Annotated in this window: 17 protein-coding genes; 12 read left to right on the forward strand and 5 right to left on the reverse strand. The window is 70.0% G+C overall.

The annotated features are described in order from the left end of the window. The first annotated feature begins 145 nt into the window (after positions 1–145). The 4 genes from ACFU95_RS27120 (at position 146) to ACFU95_RS27135 (ending at position 6,574) form a co-directional block, all read left to right on the forward strand. On the forward strand, positions 146–3,505 hold the full coding sequence (locus tag ACFU95_RS27120) for a S8 family serine peptidase (protein ID WP_383832266.1): 3,360 nt from the start codon (positions 146–148) through the stop codon (positions 3,503–3,505). A gap of 134 nt (positions 3,506–3,639) precedes the next feature. Then, positions 3,640–4,971, forward strand: coding sequence for a D-alanyl-D-alanine carboxypeptidase/D-alanyl-D-alanine-endopeptidase (dacB, locus tag ACFU95_RS27125; RefSeq protein WP_383832268.1), 1,332 nt, complete (start codon positions 3,640–3,642; stop codon positions 4,969–4,971). A 166-nt stretch (positions 4,972–5,137) separates the two neighbouring features. Further along, entirely contained in the window at positions 5,138–6,121 is a 984-nt protein-coding gene (locus ACFU95_RS27130; RefSeq protein WP_383832270.1) for a D-alanyl-D-alanine carboxypeptidase family protein, read from the forward strand. 186 nt (positions 6,122–6,307) lie between these two features. Then, the gene (locus ACFU95_RS27135) at positions 6,308–6,574 is read left to right on the forward strand and encodes a hypothetical protein (protein WP_383832272.1); all 267 of its coding nucleotides are present in this window, start codon (positions 6,308–6,310) and stop codon (positions 6,572–6,574) included. Here ACFU95_RS27135 and ACFU95_RS27140 read toward each other — a convergent pair. Further along, a complete protein-coding gene (locus ACFU95_RS27140) occupies positions 6,555–7,640 on the reverse strand; it encodes a LacI family DNA-binding transcriptional regulator (RefSeq protein ID WP_383832274.1) in 1,086 nt (361 codons plus the stop codon). The two genes, ACFU95_RS27135 and ACFU95_RS27140, sit on opposite strands and share 20 nt — an antisense overlap. Positions 7,641–7,830: 190 nt before the next feature. Here ACFU95_RS27140 and ACFU95_RS27145 point away from each other — a divergent pair, with 190 nt between their 5' ends. From ACFU95_RS27145 to ACFU95_RS27155, 3 genes are all read left to right on the forward strand, one after another. Next, positions 7,831–8,868: a polysaccharide lyase family 1 protein gene (locus ACFU95_RS27145; RefSeq protein ID WP_383832276.1), complete on the forward strand. Its 1,038-nt coding sequence runs from the start codon at positions 7,831–7,833 to the stop codon at positions 8,866–8,868. A 137-nt stretch (positions 8,869–9,005) separates the two neighbouring features. Further along, entirely contained in the window at positions 9,006–9,233 is a 228-nt protein-coding gene (locus tag ACFU95_RS27150; protein ID WP_383832278.1) for a hypothetical protein, read from the forward strand. Position 9,234: 1 nt separating this feature from the next. Next, the gene (locus tag ACFU95_RS27155) at positions 9,235–9,858 is read left to right on the forward strand and encodes an FG-GAP repeat domain-containing protein (protein WP_383832280.1); all 624 of its coding nucleotides are present in this window, start codon (positions 9,235–9,237) and stop codon (positions 9,856–9,858) included. A gap of 103 nt (positions 9,859–9,961) precedes the next feature. Here ACFU95_RS27155 and ACFU95_RS27160 read toward each other — a convergent pair whose 3' ends face one another. Continuing rightward, on the reverse strand, positions 9,962–11,881 hold the full coding sequence (locus ACFU95_RS27160; protein ID WP_383832282.1) for a serine/threonine-protein kinase: 1,920 nt from the start codon (positions 11,879–11,881) through the stop codon (positions 9,962–9,964). A 355-nt stretch (positions 11,882–12,236) separates the two neighbouring features. Between ACFU95_RS27160 and ACFU95_RS27165 the strand changes: the two genes are divergently transcribed. After that, positions 12,237–12,947 (forward strand): DUF485 domain-containing protein, encoded by a 711-nt coding sequence (locus tag ACFU95_RS27165; protein ID WP_383832284.1) that lies wholly within the window; start codon positions 12,237–12,239, stop codon positions 12,945–12,947. Beyond that, positions 12,944–14,548 (forward strand): cation acetate symporter, encoded by a 1,605-nt coding sequence (locus tag ACFU95_RS27170; protein WP_383832286.1) that lies wholly within the window; start codon positions 12,944–12,946, stop codon positions 14,546–14,548. The genes ACFU95_RS27165 and ACFU95_RS27170 overlap by 4 nt, the downstream gene beginning before the upstream one ends. A 52-nt stretch (positions 14,549–14,600) precedes the next feature. On the opposite strand, the gene ACFU95_RS27175 is transcribed toward ACFU95_RS27170, so the two are convergent. Next, positions 14,601–15,374 (reverse strand): DUF5707 domain-containing protein, encoded by a 774-nt coding sequence (locus ACFU95_RS27175; RefSeq protein WP_383832288.1) that lies wholly within the window; start codon positions 15,372–15,374, stop codon positions 14,601–14,603. A gap of 146 nt (positions 15,375–15,520) precedes the next feature. Further along, positions 15,521–16,054, reverse strand: a complete 534-nt coding sequence (locus ACFU95_RS27180) for a hypothetical protein (RefSeq protein WP_383832290.1) — start codon at positions 16,052–16,054, stop codon at positions 15,521–15,523. Between the two features lie 155 nt (positions 16,055–16,209). Between ACFU95_RS27180 and ACFU95_RS27185 the strand changes: the two genes are divergently transcribed. Continuing rightward, positions 16,210–18,087, forward strand: a complete 1,878-nt coding sequence (locus tag ACFU95_RS27185; RefSeq protein WP_383832292.1) for a trypsin-like peptidase domain-containing protein — start codon at positions 16,210–16,212, stop codon at positions 18,085–18,087. Positions 18,088–18,124: 37 nt separating this feature from the next. Here the strand turns inward: ACFU95_RS27185 and ACFU95_RS27190 are convergent, their stop codons facing one another. Next, positions 18,125–19,510, reverse strand: coding sequence for a M1 family metallopeptidase (locus ACFU95_RS27190; RefSeq protein WP_383832294.1), 1,386 nt, complete (start codon positions 19,508–19,510; stop codon positions 18,125–18,127). Positions 19,511–19,916: 406 nt separating this feature from the next. On the opposite strand from ACFU95_RS27190, the gene ACFU95_RS27195 reads away from it, so the two are divergent. Then, positions 19,917–20,222, forward strand: coding sequence for a hypothetical protein (locus ACFU95_RS27195; RefSeq protein WP_383832296.1), 306 nt, complete (start codon positions 19,917–19,919; stop codon positions 20,220–20,222). A gap of 188 nt (positions 20,223–20,410) precedes the next feature. Beyond that, complete coding sequence (locus tag ACFU95_RS27200; protein ID WP_383832298.1) at positions 20,411–21,709, forward strand: phosphatase PAP2 family protein; 1,299 nt, start codon at positions 20,411–20,413, stop codon at positions 21,707–21,709. Positions 21,710–21,909 lie beyond the last annotated feature (200 nt).

Raw genomic sequence — 21,909 nt, forward strand, 5'->3', positions numbered from 1 at the left:
CAGGTGGAGGCCGATCCGGTACGGCGGGTTCCGAATTGTTTCGCCTGATGGAGGGGGCAGTGCATCAACGTTGCGCTTGCCAGCCTCGGTGTCATCCCAGCAGTTCGCTCGACACACTCCAAGAGGGGGAGCCTTGCGCCAGCGTGTGAGAAACGCCGCTGTCGCGGCCACGGTCGCGACAGCGGCGCTCACCACCGGTCTGACCGTCGCGGGCCCGACCGCCGCGGCCCAGGCGGCACCGGCCGGTACGACCACCCAAGCCACCGCCGGGAAGCCGACGGGCGGCGGCACCCGGCGGGTCACGCTCATCACCGGCGACCGTGTGATCCTCGGCACCAAGAACCAGGTCGTCGGCGTGGAGCGGGCCAAGGGGCGCGAGCGCGTGCCCGTACAGGTGCGGAACGTCGGCGGTCACACCCTGGTCGTGCCGATGGACGCGGACCGGCTGGTGGCGAACGGCAGGCTGGACCAGCGGCTGTTCGACGTCACCGAGCTGAGCAAGGTGGCCGCCCGCGGGAGCCGGACGAGCGGCCTGAAGGTCATCGTCGGCTACCGGGGCACGGCGCGGACGGCCAAGGCCGGCGTCCGGGACACCGGCACGCTCGGTTCGGCCTTCCGGACCCTCAACGCGGACGCCGTGCGCACCTCCCGGCAGAACACGCCCGACCTGTGGGACGCCGTCACCAACGGTGGCGCCGTCTCCAAGGGCGACACCCTCGCCCCCGGCATCTCGCACGTCTGGCTGGACGGCATCCGCAAGGCGGCCCTCGACACGTCGGTGCCGCAGACCGGCGCGCCGGCCGCACACGCCAAGGGCCTGACCGGCAAGGGCGTGAAGGTCGCCGTGCTCGACACGGGGATCGACACGACCCACCCGGACCTGAAGAACCAGGTGGTCGGGGCCAAGAACTTCACCACCTCCAAGGACACCGCCGACCACTTCGGGCACGGCACGCATGTCGCGTCGATCGTGGCCGGCACGGGCGCCATGTCCAAGGGGAAGTACGCGGGCGTCGCGCCGGGCGCGAAGCTGCTCAACGCGAAGGTGCTGGGCGACGAGGGCGGCGGCGACGACTCCTCGATCCTCGCCGGGATGGAGTGGGCCGCCGCGCAGGGCGCCGACATCGTCAACCTCAGCCTGGGCGGCGAGGACACCCCCGGGGTGGACCCGCTGGAGGCCGAGGTGAACAAGCTCTCCAAGGAGAAGGGCATCCTGTTCGCCATCGCCGCCGGCAACGAGGGCGAGGGCGGCGACCAGACCGTGGGCTCCCCGGGCAGCGCCGCCGACGCGCTGACCGTCGGCGCGGTGGACCGCAGGGGCGAGCTGGGCGTCTTCTCCAGCCGGGGCCCGACCGCCGACAGCGCGCTCAAGCCGGACGTCACCGCACCCGGCGTGGACATCACCGCGGCCTTGGCCAAGGGAAGCATCGTCGCCAGGGAGTATCCCGAGAAGCCCGCCGGATACGTGACGCTCTCGGGTACGTCGATGGCGACCCCGCATGTCGCGGGCGCCGCCGCCCTGCTCAAGCAGCAGCACCCCGACTGGACGTACACCCAGCTGAAGACCGCGCTCATCGCCTCCGCGCAGGGCGGCTCGTACACGGCGTTCCAGGGCGGCGCGGGCCAGATCCGCGTCGACCGGGCCGTCGCGCAGACCGTGGTCGCCGAGCCGGCCTCGCTGGACCTCCCCCTCCAGCAGTGGCCGCACACCGACGACACCCCGGTCACCCGGAAGCTGACGTACCGCAACAGCGGGACGAAGGCCATCACCCTGAACCTCACCGGCACCGCCTACAACCCCAGGTACAAGGCGGCCCCCGAGGGCTTCCTCAAGCTCGGCGCGGACAAGGTCACCGTGCCGGCCGGCGGCAGCGCCTCGGTCGACGTCACCGTGAACACCCGCCTCGGCGGCCAGCTCGACGGCGGCTGGTCGGGGCGTGTGACGGCCGCGGGCGACGGCCAGAGCGTCACCACGCCGCTGGGCGTCATCCGTGAGACCGAGCACTACAACCTCACGCTCAAGTACATCAACCGCCCCGGGCAGACCCCGCAGCACCGCGCCTCCCTGCTGTCGATCGACAGCCCGGAGCAGAGCGCGACCGTCACCGACGAGCACACGAACGACACCGTCACCCTCCGGGTGGCGCCGGGCTCGTACATGCTGGAGTCGGCCAGCTCGAACAACATGGAGACCTACGAGGGCGGCCTCGACTGGCTGATCGCGCCCAGGCTGAGCGTCACCAAGGACATGACGGTCACGCTGGACCTGAACAAGGCGAAGTCACCCGACATCACGGTGCCGGACCCCAAGGCCAAGCAGATCAACGCGTGGGTGTCGTACAAGTACTACGCGGGGCCCAGCGGCCAGAACGGCAACGGCGTCATCCTGCGCTCCTTCTCCGACGTCCGGCTCGCCCACGTCGGCCCGAAGGTCGACAACCTGTCCCAGAACTGGTCCGGGCAGTGGACCACGGCCGACAACACCGAGTACAACATCGCGGCCGCCACCCCGGTGAAGGAGATCAAGGGCGCGTACGTCCACCACTACAAGGCGTCCGAGTTCGCCACCCTGAAGGTCGGCATGGGCTCCTCGGTGCCGGGGAAGACCGGCGGGGTCGCGCTCACCGCCATCGTGCCCGACGGCTTCGGCTACCGGTCCGGCTTCGCCTCCGAGGTCCCGCAGAAGCTGCCCGGCACCCGCACCTACCACGTGTCGGCCGTCGGCGGCGCCCAGTGGCGGCCCGACTTCTACCAGTACTCCGGGAGGAAGGACGCGGAGGGCAACCCGGTCTCCGAGGTGACCTCCTCGGTCGACGACTACCTGAAGCCCAAGCCCGGCCGCACCTACCGGATCCGCTTCAACGCCGCGGTGGCCGGCCCGCGGATGCCGTCCGGCACCGACAGCGGTGTCCGACGCGACGGGAACAGGATCTCGGGTTCGCTCGCCCCGTTCACGGACAGCGCGGGCCACTCCGGCGAATCGGACCTCACCTCCGCGACGACGACGCTGTACCGCAACGGCAAGAAGCTCGCCACCCGCGGCGCCCCGCTCGTCTCCGGTACCTCCTTCAAGGTCCCGGCGGGCGAGGCAGCGTACAAGCTGACGACCTCGGCCAGGCGCAGCGCCAAGCTGTCGGCCGTCTCCACCCGCACCGACGCCACCTGGACGTTCCGCTCGAAGAAGACCGGCGCCGACGGCGTCCGGCTCCCGGCCTCCTCGGTCCGCTTCAGCCCGGCCACCGGCCTGGACGGCGCGGTGACCGGCAGGACCGCCACCTTCCCGGTCACCGTCGAGGGTCCCGCCAAGGGCGGCAACCTCAAGTCCCTCGCGGTGTGGGCGTCGTACGACCACGGCCGCACCTGGAAGAAGGTCACGGTCACGCACGGCAAGGTCACCGTGAAGAACCCGGCGAAGGGCAAGTCCGTCTCGCTGCGCGCCAAGGTCACCGACAAGAAGGGCAACACGTCGATGATCTCGGTCTACGACGCGTACTTCCGGAAGTAGTCCGAAAGCAGCCCCCCGCGGCAGGGACAGCCGTTACTTTCACTTTCAAGAACTGCTGTCCCGCCTGCCCCATGAGCTCCACCCCCCACACCCGTAACCCTTCCACTCATATGACACGCATCTCGAGGCCCCCCATGCAGCTTTCCTCCGCAGTCCGCGGCACCGGCCGTCACCGCAAGGCCCGCGCGCAGAACCCGGCGCTCCGCCGGGCGGCCGTGCTCGCGGTGGCCGCGCCCGTCGCCGGGGCGATCCTGGCCGGTCCCTCCGCCTTCGCCGCGGGCAAGGCGACCACCAAGGCGGGTGCCACCGAACTCGACGCCGCCGAGCAGAAGATCGCGGACAACCTGAACACCCGCACGAAGGACACCCGCCTGGGCAGCAACCTCAGCGGTGTCGTCATCGACGCGAAGTCCGACAAGGTGGTCTGGGGCCACAACGCGGACACCGCGCTGATGCCCGCGTCCAACACCAAGCTCGCCACCTCCACCGCCGCCCTGACCGTGCTCGGCCCGGACCACCGGCTCACCACGAAGGTCGTGTACGGCGACGGCACCCTCACCCTCGTCGGCGGCGGCGACCGCACCCTGACCACCGACGACCTCGCCGCGCTCGCCAAGGACTCCGTCGCCGGACTGAAGAACGCCGGCCTCACCTCGGTGAAGGTCCGCGTCGACGACAGCCTCTTCCCCGAGCCGACGCTCGCCAAGGGCTGGAACACGGGCTACTACCCGGACTCCATCGCCCCGGTACGCGCCCTGGTCGTCGACTCCCACAACGTCGAGGACACCTCCCTCGACGCCGGCGGCGTCTTCGCCAAGCTCCTCACCGAGCGCGGGGTCACGGTCGACGGCGAGGTCACGCGCGCGGCGGCCGGCCAGAAGGACGTGCCGGTCGCGACGCACACCTCCGACAAGCTTTCCAAGATCGTCAAGCAGATGCTCAAGGTCAGCGACAACGACATCGCCGAGTCCCTGCTGCGGCTCACCGCGCTCGGCGCGGGCCGCTCCGCCACCTTCGAGGACGGCACGGCCGTCGTCCGCGACATCCTCACCAAGTACGGCGTCTCGCTCGACGACTTCGAGATGTACGACGGCAGCGGGCTGTCCCGCGCCACCCGGATCCCCGCGCGGACCATCGCCGACATCCTCGACGTCGCCGACGACTCCAAGAACGCCCAGACGCTGAAGTACATCGTCGACGGGCTGCCCGTCTCCGGTGAGGCCGGCGCCACCCTGGGCCCGGAGTTCGGCCGCTTCGACACCCCCGACTCCCAGTGCGCCGTCGGCAAGGTCAAGGCCAAGACCGGCACCCTCACCGGCGCCGTCGCCCTCAGCGGCCTCACCAAGGCCGAGGACGGCAGCTGGCGGATCTTCTCCTTCATCGAGAACGACTCCACCGCCAACGCGAACGACATCAAGGACGCCCTCGACGGCCTGGCCGCCACCGCCAACGGCTGCTGGGCGTAAGGGCTCCCCGAACCACCCCCCACAACCCGCCCCCGGACCGGCCGTCCCGCGGTCCGGGGGCGGTGCCGTGCTGTGCCATGCCGTGCCGTGCCGTCACGAGCGCGCCTCACCGAACTCCGCCTCTCCCCCCACACCGGCTCACGGAGCCGAGACACGAACGGAAACGATGGACTTGACAGACAACAAGCCGGCCCCCGCCCACCGCCGCGGGACCAGTCGGCGCCGCGTCCTCGTACTGGCCACGGCCGGAGCGGCCGCGGTCGGCACGGCCTGGGTCGGCCGGTCGGCGCTCGCCTCGGACCCGGCCGACCCGCCGCGGACGTTCCGCTCGCAGCAGGACATCGACCTGCGCGTGAGGTCCGTACGCAAGACCCTGGACAGTGCCGCCCCGAAGGATGTCGCCGCCTGGATCACCGGCACCGGGTCCGCCCCCGGCACGGTCGAGACAGAGATGGACACCCAGGTCAACGGTCTCGCCGACGCCGCGGCGACCGGCCTGGACACCTCCCGCGACACGGTCCTCGTCTCCTGGGTGCGCACCGCGGCGACGCAGCGCACGATATGGGACCGCAAGTACGAGTTCCTGCGCACCGGTTCGGGCGGAGCCGGCACTTTCGGCGTCATCACCGACGAGATACGCGCCAAGTACCCCACCCAGCTGGGCTCGGACCCCCAGTGGGACCCCGACAAGGTCTCCCACCGCTCGGTCTGGGAGGCCATGACCTCCGAAGAACGCCAGATCGAGATACTCCGCACCTCGACGGCGCCCGGCGTCTCGCGCCACCACCTGGGCTCCGACGCGGACTTCTTCGACACCACGCCCCAGGACTGGGCGGACAACGGACCGGAGAGCGCCAACTACGCGTGGCTGCGCGCGAACGCGGCCCACTACGGCTTCCTCCAGACGTACACGGCTCAGTCGGCCAAGGCTTCCCCGGCGATCAGCGAGGAGCGCTGGCACTGGTCGTACGCCCCGGTCGCGGAGGCGGTCCTCGCCTTCGTCCAGGCGAACCAGACCCTCATCGGCGACGCGCTGGACGAGCAGTGGGCCTACGACCCGGCGCGCTACACCTACATCAAGGCGCACTGGCGCGACTACATGTTCCACGTGAACGAGAAGGCGCACTTCGGGTCGACCACCCGGCGCTGAAGCGACCAGTTCCGAAGGAGACCCGGGCAGCCTGACGGACTGTCATCCATGGCTGGGCGCAGGGCACTTCAAGCGACGACAGCCCCCTTGACACTCTTGACGCCTGTCAGATTAAATTTCTGACAGGCGTCAGCAGAACGCTCCCTGCCACACGGAGTGTCCGAACCACCGAGAAGGAGAGTCTTCGTGAGCACGAACACCCCCGGCATTTCCTGGGCCAAGCGAGGCCTTGCGACCCTGGCCATGGCCGGAGCCGTCGTCGGAGCGGCCGCACTCCCCGCGTCGGCCGCCGAACAGACCGTCCAGGGCAAGGCCGGCATCGGCTGGACCCAGGCCGCCCAGTTCGCCGCCGACGCCTGCTACGACATCGGCGGCACCCCCGTCGACGGCACCTACGCCTACCACGCGTCCGGCGACCTCTGGATAGGAACGGTCACCTGCCGGACCCCCTGATCCCAGCGGCTCCAACGCCGAGCGAGCGCGGGGGCGCGGTGCTGTCGCGGACGACGAGTTCGGTGGCGAGTTCCACCCGGGTCTGCGCCAGGGGCTGCCCCTTCGCGAGCTTGACCACCATCGCCGCGGCGGTGACGGCCATCTCGGTGAGCGGTTGGTGCACGGTGGTCAGCGGCGGCACGGTCCACTGGGCCGGGCGCAGGTCGTCGAACCCCACGACGCTGAGGTCGCCGGGGATGGAGAGTCCCGCCTCGGCGGCGGCCCGGTACACGCCGAGTGCCAGTGCGTCGTTGCAGGTGAACACGGCGGTCGGTGGAGTGGGCAGGCGCAGCAACTCCCGTGCGCGCCTGAGTCCGTCCTCGGCGCGGTAGTCGCCGACGCGGACCAGCTCCGGGGCGATGGGCACACCGGCGGTCTCCATGGCGGTCCGGTAGCCGTCCGCCCGGGCACGGCTGGCCAGGGCGTCCTCGGGGCCGGTGATGACCGCGATGCGCCGGTGCCCGAGCTGGAGGAGGTGGCGGGTGGCCGAGAGGCCGCCGGTCCAGTTGGCCGCGCCCACGGAGGGGGACGCGTGGGCGGGCTCGCCGTTGGGGTCGACGAGGACGAACGGGATGCCCCGGCTGCGCAGTTGGCCGCTCTGAGTGTCGGCGAGGACGGAATAGACCTCGATGATGCCGGTCGGCCGCCGGAACAGGACGTCCTCGACCCAGCCGCGCCCGGGGGTCAGCCGGCCCTGCAGTTCGGAGATGACGACGGCGAGCCGGTGTTCGCGCGCCACCTGCTGCACCCCCTTGATGATCTCGACGTGGTAGGCGTCCCGGATCTGGCGGAAGACGAGTTCCAGCACGGGGGCGGGGCGCGCGGCCCGCTTCTGCCGACGGTGCCCGTGGCTGCGGATGATCTCCTCGATGCGGGCCCGGGTGTCGGGTGACACGTCCGTCCGCCCGTTGATCACCTTGGAGACCGTGGCGACGGAGACCCCGGCGTGCGCCGCTATCTCGGCGTTGGTCAGCGGCCCGGCGGCCGGCCCTTGGCGAGGCGGCCGGCCCTGCTCGATCGGGGACATGCCGAGCAGAGTAGGTCGCGCGGCGAACTTTTCGAAGACCCCGCGGTCGCGAACTTCCTTTTGTCACAGGCCTTGACGGATAAGAAAGCCCTTTCTATCTTCGCTGCGCTCCTCCTCGAAATCACGAAAATTTCGTGCGCCGGTGCGGCTTCGACCGGCGGTCCGTCCCCCCACGACGCTGGAGAAGACCTTGGCCTCACCCACCGCGAGTCACCGCATGATCCGTCGTCGGCCGTACGCCGTGCTGGCCGGGGTGATCGTCCTCGGCGGCGCCCTGCTGGGCCCCCGGGCACTCTCCCCGGAGGCCTCCGCCGCACCCGCCACCGCCGCCCCCAGGGCGTGGTCGGACAAGGCCGACGGCTTCGCCTCCCTGGACGGCGGCACCACCGGCGGAGCCGGCGGCCAGACCGTCACCGTCACCACGTTCAGCGACCTGAAGAAGTACGCCACCGCCACCGCCGCCTACGTCATCCGGGTCGGCGGGACGATCACGTACCCCGAGAAGGGTCACGAGGTGCGCGTGGCCTCGAACAAGACGATCATCGGGGCCGGGACCAAGGGAGAGATCGTCGGCGGCGGCTTCTTCCTCAAGGCGGGCGTCAGCAACGTCATCATCCGCAACCTCACCATCCGCGACACCCGGATGACGGACGACGACCCGGACGACGACGGCTACGACTACGACGCCATCCAGATGGACACCGCCGACCACATCTGGATCGACCACAACCGCCTGGAGCGGATGAACGACGGCCTGATCGACAGCCGCAAGGACACCACGAACCTGACGGTGTCCTGGAACATCATCAACGAGAACCACAAGACCTTCGGCATCGGCTGGACGGACAACGTCACCGCCAGGATGACGATCCACCACAACTGGTTCAGCGGCACCGAGGCCCGCAACCCGAGCATCGACAACGTGGCCAACGCCCACCTGTACAACAACTACCTGCAGAACACCGGCAGCGGTAACTGGTCGCGGGGCAAGTCCAACACCGTGATCGAGAACAGCTACTTCAAGGGCGTCAAGGACCCCTACTACAAGGACTCCGGCGCCTCGCTCGTCGTGCGCGGCAGCGTCGTGGTCGACAGCGAGGGCAAACAGCAGACGGGCGGCAGCGGCTTCGACCCGGGCGCGTTCTACGACTACACCCTGGACGACGCCGAGGAGGTCCCCGGCATCCTCGCGGACGGCGCCGGTCCGCAGGCCGACATCGGCAACTGAGGCCGGACGCCGGGAGGTCACTCCCGGTCGGCACAACGGTCAGCGGGCGCACCGGCGCGACCGGCGCCGGTGCGCCCGGGGCTCAGCTGTCGGTCTGTGCCGGTGTCTCGCCGTGCTGGTCGACGACCGTGCGCTTCATGATCGCGCTGGTCCCGAACAGGGTGTCGGAAGTGATCCCCTTGACGTCGTCCTTGGTGATGTACGAGCGGGCGCCGAGGAACGCGAGGGTGTCCTTGTCGAAGATCCACTCGTCACGGGTCGCGGAGGAGGCGTCCTCCCGTGTGACGGCGATGCCGTGGCGGCCGGCCGCGTCGACGGCGTCGGGGAGTTCCTGTACGCCGGGGATCCTCGCGGCGGCCCTGTAGATTGCCGTACGGCGATCTCGACGGCGACCGCTGCAACGACGTCCTGGTCCGGCTGAGCAGCGGCGCCCTGCGCGCCTACCGCCCGGCGTGCGGCAAGGCGCCGACCCCCTCGACGCCGTACACCTCGCTCGGCACCTCCGGCTGGAACCAGTACGACACGCTCACCTCGCCGGGTGACGTGAGCGGTGACGGCCGCCCGGACCTGATCGCCCGCAGTTCCTCCACCGGCGCCGTCTACCTCTACAAGGGCACCGGCACGGGCACGCTGGCGGCGCGCGTGAAGCTGTACGACAACTGGAGGACGTACAAGAAGGTCGTCGGCACCGGTGACCTGAACGGTGACGGCATCGGCGACCTGCTCGCGCAGGACACGGCGAACAACCTGTACCGCTACCACGGCACCGGCAAGGGCACGTTCGGCGCCCGCGTGAAGGTGTTCGCCGGCTGGGGCGCCTCGTACAACGCGGTCGTCGGGGTCGGCGACATCACCGGCGACGGGAAGGCCGACCTGCTCTCGCGCGACACGAGCGGAAACGTGTGGCGCAACAGCGGTGACGGCAAGGGGTCGTTCGGCGGCCGTACGAAGATCGCGACGGGCTGGCAGGGGTACAAGGCCGTCGTATGAGCATCCTCGCCCTGTGGCGCGGGCCGTCCCGTCGGCCTGCGTCACAGGGCGTCTGTCGATCGCTCCGACGTCGAGGAACCCCAGGGCCCTGCGACGTCGCGATTCACCGCCGCGTCAGCTGCCTGGTGACGTTCCGGACGACGACAGCCGCGAACTCCTCCGCGACGGCGCACAGTCGCTCGGTCGGCTGTGGGGCGTACACGGTCAGTTGGAAGAGTTCGGTGGTGCGGGGGCCGGACGGGGTCGGGTAGGTGCGGTGCGGGGTCCGTACGGTGCAGCTGTCGGTCTCCGCCTCGTCCGCGATGACGTAACTCTTCGTGCCGGCGACGTGCACCGGCGTCCCGTCGTCCGCGTCCAGCGAGTTGTCCCGGCTGAACTGGATCTCCACCTCGCGTCGGCCGTCGTCGCTCGACCAGTCGCAGTCCCAGGAACCGAAGCCGCGGTCCTGGTTGTCCGCCTCGACGCCGGGAAGCCGTTTGAGGTCGGTGGCGTCGAGGAGGGCGCAGGTGTCGAGCCGGGCCAGGGAGTTCGTGGCCGGTGGTGACGAACGCCGGGGTACCGGGCCGGCGGCCAGCACGCCGACCACGTGGTCGGTGGCGGCGTCGGCCATGTGGCACGGGTCGGGGGACAGGTCGGCGAGCTGCTTGCCGATGACCCGGATCTGCTTGCCGTCGGTGGTCAGGACGGCCCGTTCGCAGGCTCTGCCGGCGCGCTTGAGCGTCACGACCGTGAGTCCGCCGACCAGGCGGGTGGACCGGATGTCGTCGAAGTCGTCCCGGTCCGAGTCGAGATTGACCTGCACGTCCGCGTTGTCGTCACCGCTGCTGTTGCGCACCAGGACGTCGCACCGGTCGATCTCACCGTAGGCGGGGTCCAGTGCGGTGCTGCCGAAGCGGCTCAGGGAGGCGGCGTCGAGCAGCCCGCAGGGGTCCGCCGTGCGCTCGTCGCCGAGGGCGCCGGCCTGGGCCGTGGCCGAGGGTTGCGCGTCGGTCGCGGCGGTACGGCCGCCCTTGTCTCCCTTGCCGCCCTCGTCCTTCGAGGCCCACGGGCCGAAGAGGACGAGCCCGGCTGTGATCGCGCCCGCCGAGACCAGTGCCACCGCCGTGATCGCCGAACGGTTCCGGCGTCGGTGTACGAGTCGCGGCAGTCGGAGTTTGCGGGGCGTGGGGCCCGGCGTACCGCTGTCGTGCGGCTCCCGCGGTATGTGCGGCGGCGGTGGCGCGGCGCGTGACAGCAGCTTCTGGGCCCTGAGGGCATCGGGTCGGCGCCGGGGCTCCACCTCCAGCAGGGCGGCGAGGGGACCGTCGAGGAGGCCGGCCCGACGCGTCGGCTCGATGTGTCCCGCGACGGCCCGGGCCAGGTACGTCATGAGGTGTTCGGCCTCCCCGTACGGCGAGCGGCCCTCGACCGCCGCGAACAGGGAGGCGCCCAGGGAGAACACGTCGGACTTCTCCCCGGCGGGCTGGCCCTTGGCCAACTCCGGGGCCAGATAGCGGGGTTTGCCGCGCACGGCGCCCGTCGTGCTCTGTGTGACGTCGCTCCACAGAGCCCGCGAGATCCCGAAGTCGGTCAGTCTCGCGACGCCTTCGTCGGTGACGAGGATGTTCTCCGGCGTCACATCGCCGTGCACCACACCGGCGTCGTGGGACTTCGCCAACGCGGCCGCGATCTGCCGGCCGATCGACCCGGCCTCCTCGGGTGTCAGCGGGCCGCGCTCCGTGACGATCTGCGCGAGGCTGCGCGAGGGGACGTATTCCATGATGATCCAGCAGGTGGCGCCCTCGTCGACGAGGTCGAAGACTTCCACGATGTTCGGGTGGTGCAGCCGCCCGGCGTTGCGCGCCTCGCCCATGAGCCGTCGTGCGGACCGGTCGTCGTCCAGGCGTGCGCACTTGACCGCGACCGGCCGTTCGAGCCGTTCGTCCCAGGCCAGCCAGACGACGCCCATCCCGCCTCTGCCGACGGGCTCCCGCAGGAGATACCGGTCGGCGATCCTGTCCCCGGCCTCCGGCGTCACCGGCACCGCCCCACCCCTCGCGCCCACAGCCGACGGTCCTGCCCGAGGACGGAGTGTACTCAGCCCGCACCTGGCCGGACCGAGCCGCGGGGAACGCAATGTACGCAAGTAGCCCGGATTGTTGCCGTTCGCATCCTTGTCGGGCAGTGATCGCTGCGGCACGGTTGGCCCGGATCCGGCACCCGTTTCAGCCCACCCCTCTGTCGGGCCTCTTCGTCACCGGCAGCGGCATCGGCCCCCATCCACGGGTCGGCCGTACACGTGCGGCCACAAGCCCCTGATGCCGCGCGCCCTTCCCGCGCACCCCTTCCCGCTCCTTCCCGCTCCCCCTTCCCGCGCCACTCCTTGCCGAAGAGCACTCATGGACACTCTCGCCCTCTTCCCCCTCTCCCCCGATCAGGACCCTCCCGCGGTTGCCGCGCTCTATCTCAGCGCCCTCGACCATGAACGCCTCTACTCGGCGTCGGAGTTGCGGCAGGCCGTCTCCCGCGCCTACGCGGCCGTCGACCAGCCGTCCGCGCTGCTGGAGCTGTACCTCCGGTCTGTTCAGGCGTCCCCGACCGCCGCGCCGGACGTCCGGGCCGCACGAAGATCCTGGGCCCTTCGCATGGTCCGGCACCTCGCTCTGGACGACGGCCGGCCCCGGGCCGCGAGCGCGGGGCAACCGGCGTGGGCGGAGCCGCCCGTGGCCCACTCCGAGCCGGCCCCGCGTATCCGTGCGACGTCACCGTCCGGTCCGGCGGGCCCTGCGCCCTCCCCCACCCCCGCTCCCACCCCCGGTCGGACCGTGACCCTGCGCGAACTGCGTGCCGCGCGCCGCCGGCCCGCGCTGGTCACCGTCGCGGTCGTCGGCGCGCAGATGGCCGGCGTCGTCCTGGCCAACGAGGCGCCCGGTCTCATGGCGGTCTCCTGGGCGGGTCCGCTGAACGTCGGGCTCACCCTCGTGCTGGCGCAACTGGTGATCACCGGCTCGGCGGTCCTGTGGTACACGCGCCACGCACGGAACTCGCCGAAACCCGTGACGGCACAGCACGGTTCCAGTCCCACCTCGCGCTTGGAGAGCCACCGGTGAACGTCGTGCTCGCTCTCTCCGGTTCCGGCGGCACCTTTCCCGTCCTTGCCGTCTTCGGCCTCTGCATCGTCCTCACGCTGTTCCTGTCCGTCGGCTCGATCCTCCCCGAGGAGGACGAACTGAGCGGGTTCTACCTCGGTCAGCGGCGGCTGTTGTCCGTGGTCAACGGGCTGGCGATCTTCGGCGCCTACATGTCCGCGGCGGGGATGCTGGGCAACCCCGGTCTCATCGCGCTCACCGGCTACGACGGCATCGCCTATGTGCTGGCGCCGATGGTGGCCTGGTCTCTGCTGGTGCTGGTGGTCGCCCAGCCCTACCACAGCACCTCACGGTTCACGATCGGCGACTCCCTCGCCCTGCGACTGCGCGCCCGGCCCGCGCATCTGGCGTCCGGCATCACGAGCGTGGTCGTCTGCCTGCTGTATCTGACCGCCCAGCTCGTGGGTGCCGGGGCGCTGTCGGCGACGGTCATCGGCATCGACGGCGACGGCGCCCAGCGGGTCGTCGTGGCCGGACTCGGACTGCTGATGGTGCTCTACGTCCTCATCGGCGGAATGCGGGCGGCCACCCTGGTGCAGAGCATCAAAGCCGTAATCCTTCTCGCCACCGGTCTCGTCGTCGTGCTCGCGCTCCTGTCGGAGTTCGGCTGGAGCCCCGCGCGTCTGCTGAACGCGGCCGTGGCGCACAGCGGCTTCGGCGAGCCCTTCCTGGAACCCGGCATCCGCTTCCACGACCGCACCAGCAAGACCGACCAGATCAGCCTGCAACTGGCGTTCGTGCTCGGCGCCGCCGCCCTGCCGCACGTCCTGATGCGTATCGGCACGGTCTCCAGCGGGCGCAGAGCCCGCAAGTCGGCGGCATGGGCGGCCGGCATGGTCGTCGTCTTCACCCTGTTCGAGATCGTGACGGGCCTGGGCTCCGCGGCACTGATCGGCACGGAGGTCATCGCCGGGGACGCCGCCTCCGGCAACACGGCCGTGCTGCTGCTGGCCGAGCGCCTGGGCGGCTCGTTCCTGCTGACCGTGGTCTCCTGCGTCGCCTTCGTCACGATCATGGCCGTCGTCGCCGCGCTCACGCTCACCGCGGCGGCGTCGTTGGCCCATGACGTCTACGGGGCGACGATCATGCGGGGCAGAGCGTCCGAGAAGAGCGAACTCCTGGTGGCCCGGCTGGGGGTGGTGGTGATCGGCGTGGCCGCGATCGCGCTGTCGATGATCGCCCAGCACCTCAACATCGCCTTCCTGGTCAGCCTCGCCTTCGCCATCGCGGCCTCCTCGATCCTGCCCGCCCTGCTGTTCAACCTGTGGTGGAAGGGCTTCACGACCAGGGGAGCGGTCTGGAGCATGTACGGCGGCCTGCTGGTCGCCGTACTGCTGACGACACTGTCCCCGGCGGTCTCGGGGAATCCCACGGCGCTGCTGCCGGACCTGGACTTCGCGGTGTTCCCGCTGCGCAACCCCGGTCTCATCTCCATTCCCCTGGGATTCCTGCTCGGCTGGGCCGGCTCGTTGCGCGACCGGCGCGAGCCGGGCGGGGCCGACTACACGGAGACCGAGGTCCGTGTCCTCACCGGCGCGGGCGACGCCCGCCACGGCGACTGACCCCGGGCAGTTCGACCCGGACGGACTTGCCCCCGACGGCGGTTCGCTCCGCCTATCGAACGTCCACGAAGTCGCCTGTCGCCTTGACGCCCCGGGTCGTCATGGTGCTCCTGAAATCGTACCGCCAGTAGCGGTCGGTGGTCGCGGTCACCTTCGCCGTGGCCACCCCGGTGGAGTTCGTGGTGGTGTAGCCCAGGGACTCGTAGTAGTCGGTGCCCGGTCGGCGGAACTCCAGGTAGGCGCGCTGGTTGGTGTAGCCGCGGTAGTCGTGTGTGTCCCAGTTGGCCCGGGTGAGCTTGCCCGTGACGGTGAGGGTGCGGCCCTTGGCGACCGGCTCGGGGGAGGCGTTGGCGGTCAGCTTGGCGTAGCGCTTCATGAAGAAGGTGGTGTGGCCGTCCGCCTTCACGTAGTCCCCGTCGTTGGCGTGGGCTTCGACGCTGACCTTCCAGATGCCGGCCAGCGAGTTCGTCAGATCCCGTCGGGGGGCGATCGTGTAGTGCCTGGTGCAGACGGAGGTGGTTCCGGCCGCCGTGCACACCGGCGCCGCTTCGCTGGGCTTCAGCACCGCGTCGGCGTTGGTTCGGCTGCTTCCGTGGTAGAGCGTGAAGTCCGCGGAGCTGATGCCCGAGTCGTCGCTCGCCGTCAGCTTGACGGTGATCGTCCGCGAGTCGGTGGTGCCCAGGACCACGTCGTTGCCCGAGCCGCCCCCGCCGGTGATCCGGAAGTCGCCCACATCAGCGTTGCCCACCACCTCGGCCGCCTGCGCGCCGGGAGTGAGGAGGGCGGCTATGGCCAGCGTTCCGAGCAGCGCGGAGCCGATCGTCATTCTTCGCATGGAGTCCCCGAAGGGTTGGGCCCGTCTCTTCGACGGGCCGCCAGTAATGGGCGGCAGTGTACGTACCGGCGATCAGGGGTGGAGACATCGCCGTACGGTTTCCGACCGGCGATCCGGTCTCCGCCGTCCGGCGCGACTCACCGGCTCCGCGACGGCCTGTCCCGAGCCCCGCGCCGCCGTAGCCGCAGGAACACGCCGCCCGCCGCCAGCGTTCCCACCGCACCCGACGCGACGCCGAGCGCCAAGCCGCCGCCGAAGCCGGTGGCGTCGTCCGCCGCCGGGGTCTCGTCCGGAGCGGAGACCTTCACCTCCGCACGCAGGACGATCGCGGGGTAGTCGCACAGGTAGTCGCGGTCCTTCTCCGCCACGCAGTCGGCGTCCTTGTGGCGCAGCGTGAACGTCACGGGATACGTGCCGGGTTTGAGGTTCTCCCTGATCCGGCCGGCGCCCACCCAGGCGCTCTCGGTGTCGCCGAGGGTGGTGTCGTCGGTGAGTGCCGGGCTGGAGACCTCCACCGCCGTCGGGTGGGGATTGCCGGGGCGTTCCTTGACCGTGAGTTCCACCGCCGCGCCGGGTTGTGCCGGACCGCTGACGGAGACGTATCCCCGTCCGGGGAACGGGAGGGAAGCGGCGTAGGCCGTCCCGGTGTGCCCAAGCAGGAGCAGAGGCACGGCAATTGCGGCAAGTCCGCTGTACGCGGATGAGCGTGTGAAGTGGATCATATGCGCTGTCCCCCGCATGAAGTGGTCATACGATCATGACCGACCTTGACGCAGTCACGCCAGGCGGCGTGACGCGCGTCTCAATAAATCTGGGGGATTTGACCATGAAGTTGCGCAGAGCGCTGAGAGCCGCGGCGGGGGCCGCGGCACTCGTTCTGCTGCCGGGCCTTCCGGCGTACGCGGACCAGACCGATCCACCTCCCTCGGGCAACGCGACCCTGGGGAGCGCCACCCCCGGGAGTGCCACCCCGGGCAGTGCCACCCCGAGCGCCTCGGCGGAAGAGCCTTCCGTCGTGCCGACTCCCGTTCCGGCGGGCGGGGACGACGACGCGCGCGGGTTCACGCCGGCCGACGCCGACAGCTACTGGACTCCGGAGCGCATGCGGGCCGCGAAGCCCGTCCAGGAGCAGGAGGCCAAGCGGTTTCCCGCTCCGGCCAGGACGCCCCGCTCCCCCAGCAAGCCGTTCGAAGGACTGCCCGTCGTCGGCACCTTCTTCTGGAACGACGGCACCGACACCGGCCGCTTCTGCGGTGGCACGGTCGTCAAGAGCCCGGGCAAGAACATCGTGATGAGCGCCGGTCACTGCTTCGACGACCAGGACGCGCGCAAGAACCTCACGTTCGTCCCGCAGTACGACGACGGCAGGAAGCCGCACGGCGCCTTCACCGTCAGGCCCGGGCGGATCTACGTCGACAAGCGGTACCTGGCCAAGGGCCCGGACGCCGCGGCCGACCTCGACTTCAACTTCCTTCAGATCGAACCGCGCGGCGGCAAGAACGTCGAGGAGGTCGTCGGCGGGGCCGAGTTGATGATCAATGCCGGGTACGCCCACGACCCGGTCCGCCTCATCGGCTACCCGGCCAACCAGAAGCGCCCGCTGGACTGCACGGACAAGACCGTCCGGTACGACAGCACCGACCCGAAGATCCCGGGCAGCTTCCTGCGTATCGCGTGCGACAAGTACTCCGGCGGCGCGTCCGGCGGCCCGTTCCTCGTCAAGCGAGGCGGCGGCTGGGGCGTCATCGGCGTCATCGGCGGCTGGAAGACCGGCGGTGACAAGGACGACATCTCCTACAGCTCCTACCTCGACGCCGACGCCAAGGCGCTCTACGACGACGCGGTCAACAACCGCCAGCCGGCCGGCCGTGGCGTCCTGGGCAAGGCCGAGACCTGGCAGCACGCCGAGGTCATGGCCGGGGGCTACTTCACCGACGGCAACCCCGGCACGTGGGACTACTCCGACCTGATCGTGCGCTGGTCCGACGGCGAGGTGACCCTGTACCGCGGTGCCGGTGAGGAGGGCGACAACTTCGACAAGGAGTTTCGTCTCATCGGGCCCAACGGCACCTGGAAGCACGCCGAGACCATCGCGGCGGGCGACTTCAGCGGCGCCGACACGGACGACCTGATCGTCCGCTGGACCGACGGCGAGCTGACGCTCTACCCCGACGTGGACGAGCGCGGCTTTCACGGCGAGGTCCAGTTGCAGAAGCCCAACGCCACGTGGAAGCACGCCGTTTCCATCACCGGCGGCCGCTACACGAGCGGCAACAAGTGGACCGACGACCTCCTGGTCCGCTGGAGCGACGGTGAGGTCACCCTGTACACCGACGTCAACCGCGACGGCTTCCACGGCGAGAAGAAGCTCGCCGCGCCCAACGGCACCTGGAAGCACGCCGCGACGCTCACGTCGGGCGACTTCACCGGCAACGACCAGTACGACCTCATGGTGCGCTGGACGGACGGCGAACTGACCCTCTACAAGGACCTCGACCAGAACGGCTTCCACGGCGAGGTCCAGGTCAAGAAGCCCAACCGGCTCTGGACCCACGCCACCATCCTGGGCGCCGGCGACTACACGGAGAACCGCCACCCCGACGACTTCCTGGTGCGGTGGTCCGACGGTGAGGTCTCCATGTACCCGGACGCCGACGAGACCGGCCTGAACCGCGAGATCACGCTGGTGTACCCGCCCGCCTAGGGTCTGCCCCAGAACAGGAGAAGGGCTCTTCCCACGCCTACGCGGAAGAGTCCTTCTCCGGCTTCTTCCCGCTGAAGAGCCAGAGGTCGAAGAGCTTCGTCAGGTCCTTCCCGGACCTGTCCTCGCACAGGGCGACGAACTGCGCGGTGTCGGCGTTGCCGTGCCGGTGCTGCCGGGTCCAGGTGCGGAGGATGTCGAAGAAGGTCTCGTCGCCGACGGCCTCCCGCACCTTGTGCACGACCATGGCGCCGCGTCCGTAGACGGGCGGGTCGGAGACACGTGCCGCGCTGGGGGGATCGGCCGGCGGGAAGGCCCAGATGCCCTCGCTCTCGGCATCCGTGCCGTCGTAGAAGTCCTCGAAGATCTCGTCGGTCCTCCTGCCGCCCCGCTCCTCCTCCCAGAGCCACTCCGCGTAGGTGGCCATGCCCTCGCTGAGCCAGATGTCCTTCCACTCGCGCGGGGTGACGGAGTTGCCGAACCACTGGTGCGCCAGCTCGTGCACGAGCAGCGCCTCGTCCGGCGCCCGATCGAAGTAGGGCTTGGTCTGGGTCTCCAGGGCGTAGCCGAGCCCGGGCACGTGGTCGACGACGGCGCCCGTGGAGGAGAAGGGGTAGGGACCGAAGCGTTCGCTCGCCCAGCCGACGATCTCGGGCACCAGATCCCTGACGTCCGCGGCGTTCTCCGACTCGTCGGGGTCGACGGCGACGTAGACGGGCAGGCCGTCGTCGGTCCGGCCCTGGTGGACCTCGAAGTAGCCGACGGAGACGTGCGCGAGATAGCCGGCCATGGGCTCCTCGGTGTGCCAGTGCCGGGTCACCGTCCCGCCGTTGTCCTCCTGCGCGGTCAGCTCGCCGTTGCTGACGACGTCGTACGGGTCGCCGTCCTCGTCCTGGGGCACGGTGACCGTGATGTCGTACGTGGCCTTGTCCGAGGGGTGGTGGTTGCCCGGGAACCAGGTCATGGAACCGGCGGGCTGGCCGAGGGCGGTCGAGCCGTCATCGGTCTCGATCCAGCCTTCCAGGCCGCCGTCGTCGTCCTCGATCGTGCGGGGGGTGCCGTCGTAGGTGACGACCGTCTTGAAGATGTCGCCCTTCCTGACCGGCTTCGCCGGTGTCACCAGCAACTCGTCCTTCTCCCGCGTGTACCGGGCCCGCTCGCCCTGCACCGTGGCCCGGCGGACGTGCAGCCCTGACAGGTCGAGGTCGAAGCGGCTCAGGTCCTGGGTGGCGCGCGCCGTGATGACCGCCGTGCCCTTCAGGCGGTTGGTCTCGGGCACGTAGTCCAGGGTCAGTCCGTAGTGCGCCACGTCGTAGCCGCCGTTGCCGAGTGCGGGAAACAGCCGGTCGCCCACGCCGGGCGCGCCGGGCTTCGCGGCCGCGGCGGCGCCGTCCCCGGGCGCGGAGCCGGTGCAGGAGGTCGTCATGGCCAGGAGGAGTACAGCGGCCGGAACCATTCCGGACAGACGGGCAGCTGTGTGAGGGTTCATCTCGTGCCTCCAATCGATCGGGGGACGCGAGACGTCAGAAAGCCTGTATTGCCTGCTGGTTGCCTCATGGCAGGTAAAGGTTTCTTTACGCGACTTCCGGCTGACACGATCACGACCATGATCAATGATGGTGGAGAGCGCGGGCCGAACTGACCACCGGCCTTTGGCTCCGAACGGGGAGAGTTCGGCCGGCATACCGAGAGCAATGGCTCCGGAAATGAGCTCGCCGATATCGCGTCACCCAAGCATGCGAATGTCCGGGCGCGGGGGTTCTCGAATTCTCGATGCCTGCACCACTGGGGGGAACATGAAGAAATACGTCGCGGCAGGAGCATCTCTGGGAATGGCTGTCGTCGCCGCACTCGGCGCCGCGGTCGGCACCGCCCATGCGTCACCCGCGGCGGATGCCCGGCCCTACACGTGCACCAAATCCGCCTATTCGTCCGACGGGAAACACTATGGAAAGGTGCTCTGCACCGGGGGGTCGTCGGCGGTGATGCGCCACAAGGCCATGGTGAACTGCCGGGCGAGTGACGGCCGGACCTGGGTGGCCGAAGGCCCGTTCCGGTACCGGGACCACACCTCTACCGCCACGTGCGGTACGGCCAAGGTCACATTCGTCACCTGGATCAGCCGCCCGAGGGGATAGCATGTTCGAACCGACGACGACCACCCCTCCACTCTCCACCAGAAACCATGCCGTCCAGCGCCAAAAGGTGGCCTGGTTGACCACATAACAAATCGGCCAGGCAGTTGATACCTAAACCATCGCGGGTCTTCTCACGAAGAGACGAAAGAACGACGCCCGCCGGATGGCGTCAGCCACAGCCACGGGCGGTGCTGTGGGCCACGGCGGGTGTGGTGGCACTCGGCTTCCTCATCACGCTGGAGATCGCCGCGCGGCGCTACGGCGGCGTACCGGGGCCGATGACCACCCAGGCGAAAGACCTGATATTCGCCGCCAAGCCGGGGCCGCTCTACGCGGGCATGGCGCTGACGATGGTGGTGCTCACCTGGCGGCAGAGGTTCGTCGCGGCTGGTGTCGCGATCGGCATCGACACCGTCTTCGCACTGGGACGGTGGGCGGTCGACGCCCGGACTCCCGACGGCTATTTCTTCGGCAGCGGCGCGTTGTGGGTGATGCTCGGGTGTGCGGTCATCGCTGTCACCCGCCGCACCGGCCCGGAACGCGTCCTGCTGCTGAAGGGCGTCGGGCTGGGCCTGCTGCTGGTGGCCGGCCGCAGGACCGGCGACACCTGGCTGCTGATCACTTCGAAGACCCGCCCGACGGTGCTCGACCCCTACGTGGCCATGGCCGACCAGGCACTGGGCAACCCCGCATGGCTGGCAGGCCGGATCCTCACGGCCACCGGCCCGATCGCCGACCATGTCCTCGGCTACGTCTACGCCCAGCTCGCGGTGGCCGCGGTCGTCGTCGCCCTCTACCAGCTGCGCGACGTGGCGGCCGAGCGGCGCTTCCCGCGCCATCACCTGGTGCGCACCTTTCTGGTCATCGGCCTCCTCGGGCCGGCCTTCTACATGATCTTCCCGGTGGTCGGACCGGTCTTCGCCTACGGCCCGGGCGCCTCCGGAACCGGCGGCGTGCACTGGGCGCTGGCCAACCTGTGGCCGCAGATACCGCCGCCGGTCAACACCCCGAGCCCGATGCCGTACGACGCGATAACCCCCCGCAACTGCATGCCCAGCCTGCACACGGCGTGGGCCACCGTGATCTTCGTCCATACCCGCAAGGGCCCACGGCTGCTGCGATACGCCGGCACGTTCTGGCTGGTCGCCACGCTCGCCGCGACCCTCGGCTTCGGCTACCACTACGGCGTGGACCTCATCGCCGGCGTGGTCTTCGCGCTCACCATCGAGGCGGCGCTGCGTTCGCACGAACGCGGCTGGGACCGGTCGGGAATCCAGCTGGTCACCCACGGCACCGTCGTCTTCGCGGCGCTCTTGACGTGTTATCGCTATGCGCCGATGGAGATGGCGGCACATCCACGGATCGTCGGACCACTGCTCATTCTGGCGATGGCCTCGGTGATCTACGGATACGTACGCGTCACCCGACTCTGGGAACCGGAATCCGCACCGGTGCGGCAGCCGGCACCCCAACCCGAACCGGCTTAGGTCAGGGCGGGCTCGCGGGTGGGGCAAGGCGCGTTGCCCCCGCCGTGCCCCTCTGTCCCTGGGGCCCTCGGCCCCGGCACCCTACGTGTGGGTCCATGCGTACCCTTGACTTCTCCCCCTCCTGAAGGAGGGGGATTCTTACGGCTCGCGCCGTGAGGGTTTCTGCTTCGTCGCCGACTGCCCGCCCGGAGTTCTCCGTT

Origin of the sequence: Streptomyces sp. NPDC057623 (genome assembly GCF_042800355.1) — a bacterium.
In the GTDB taxonomy this organism is placed as follows: Bacteria; Actinomycetota; Actinomycetes; order Streptomycetales; family Streptomycetaceae; genus Streptomyces.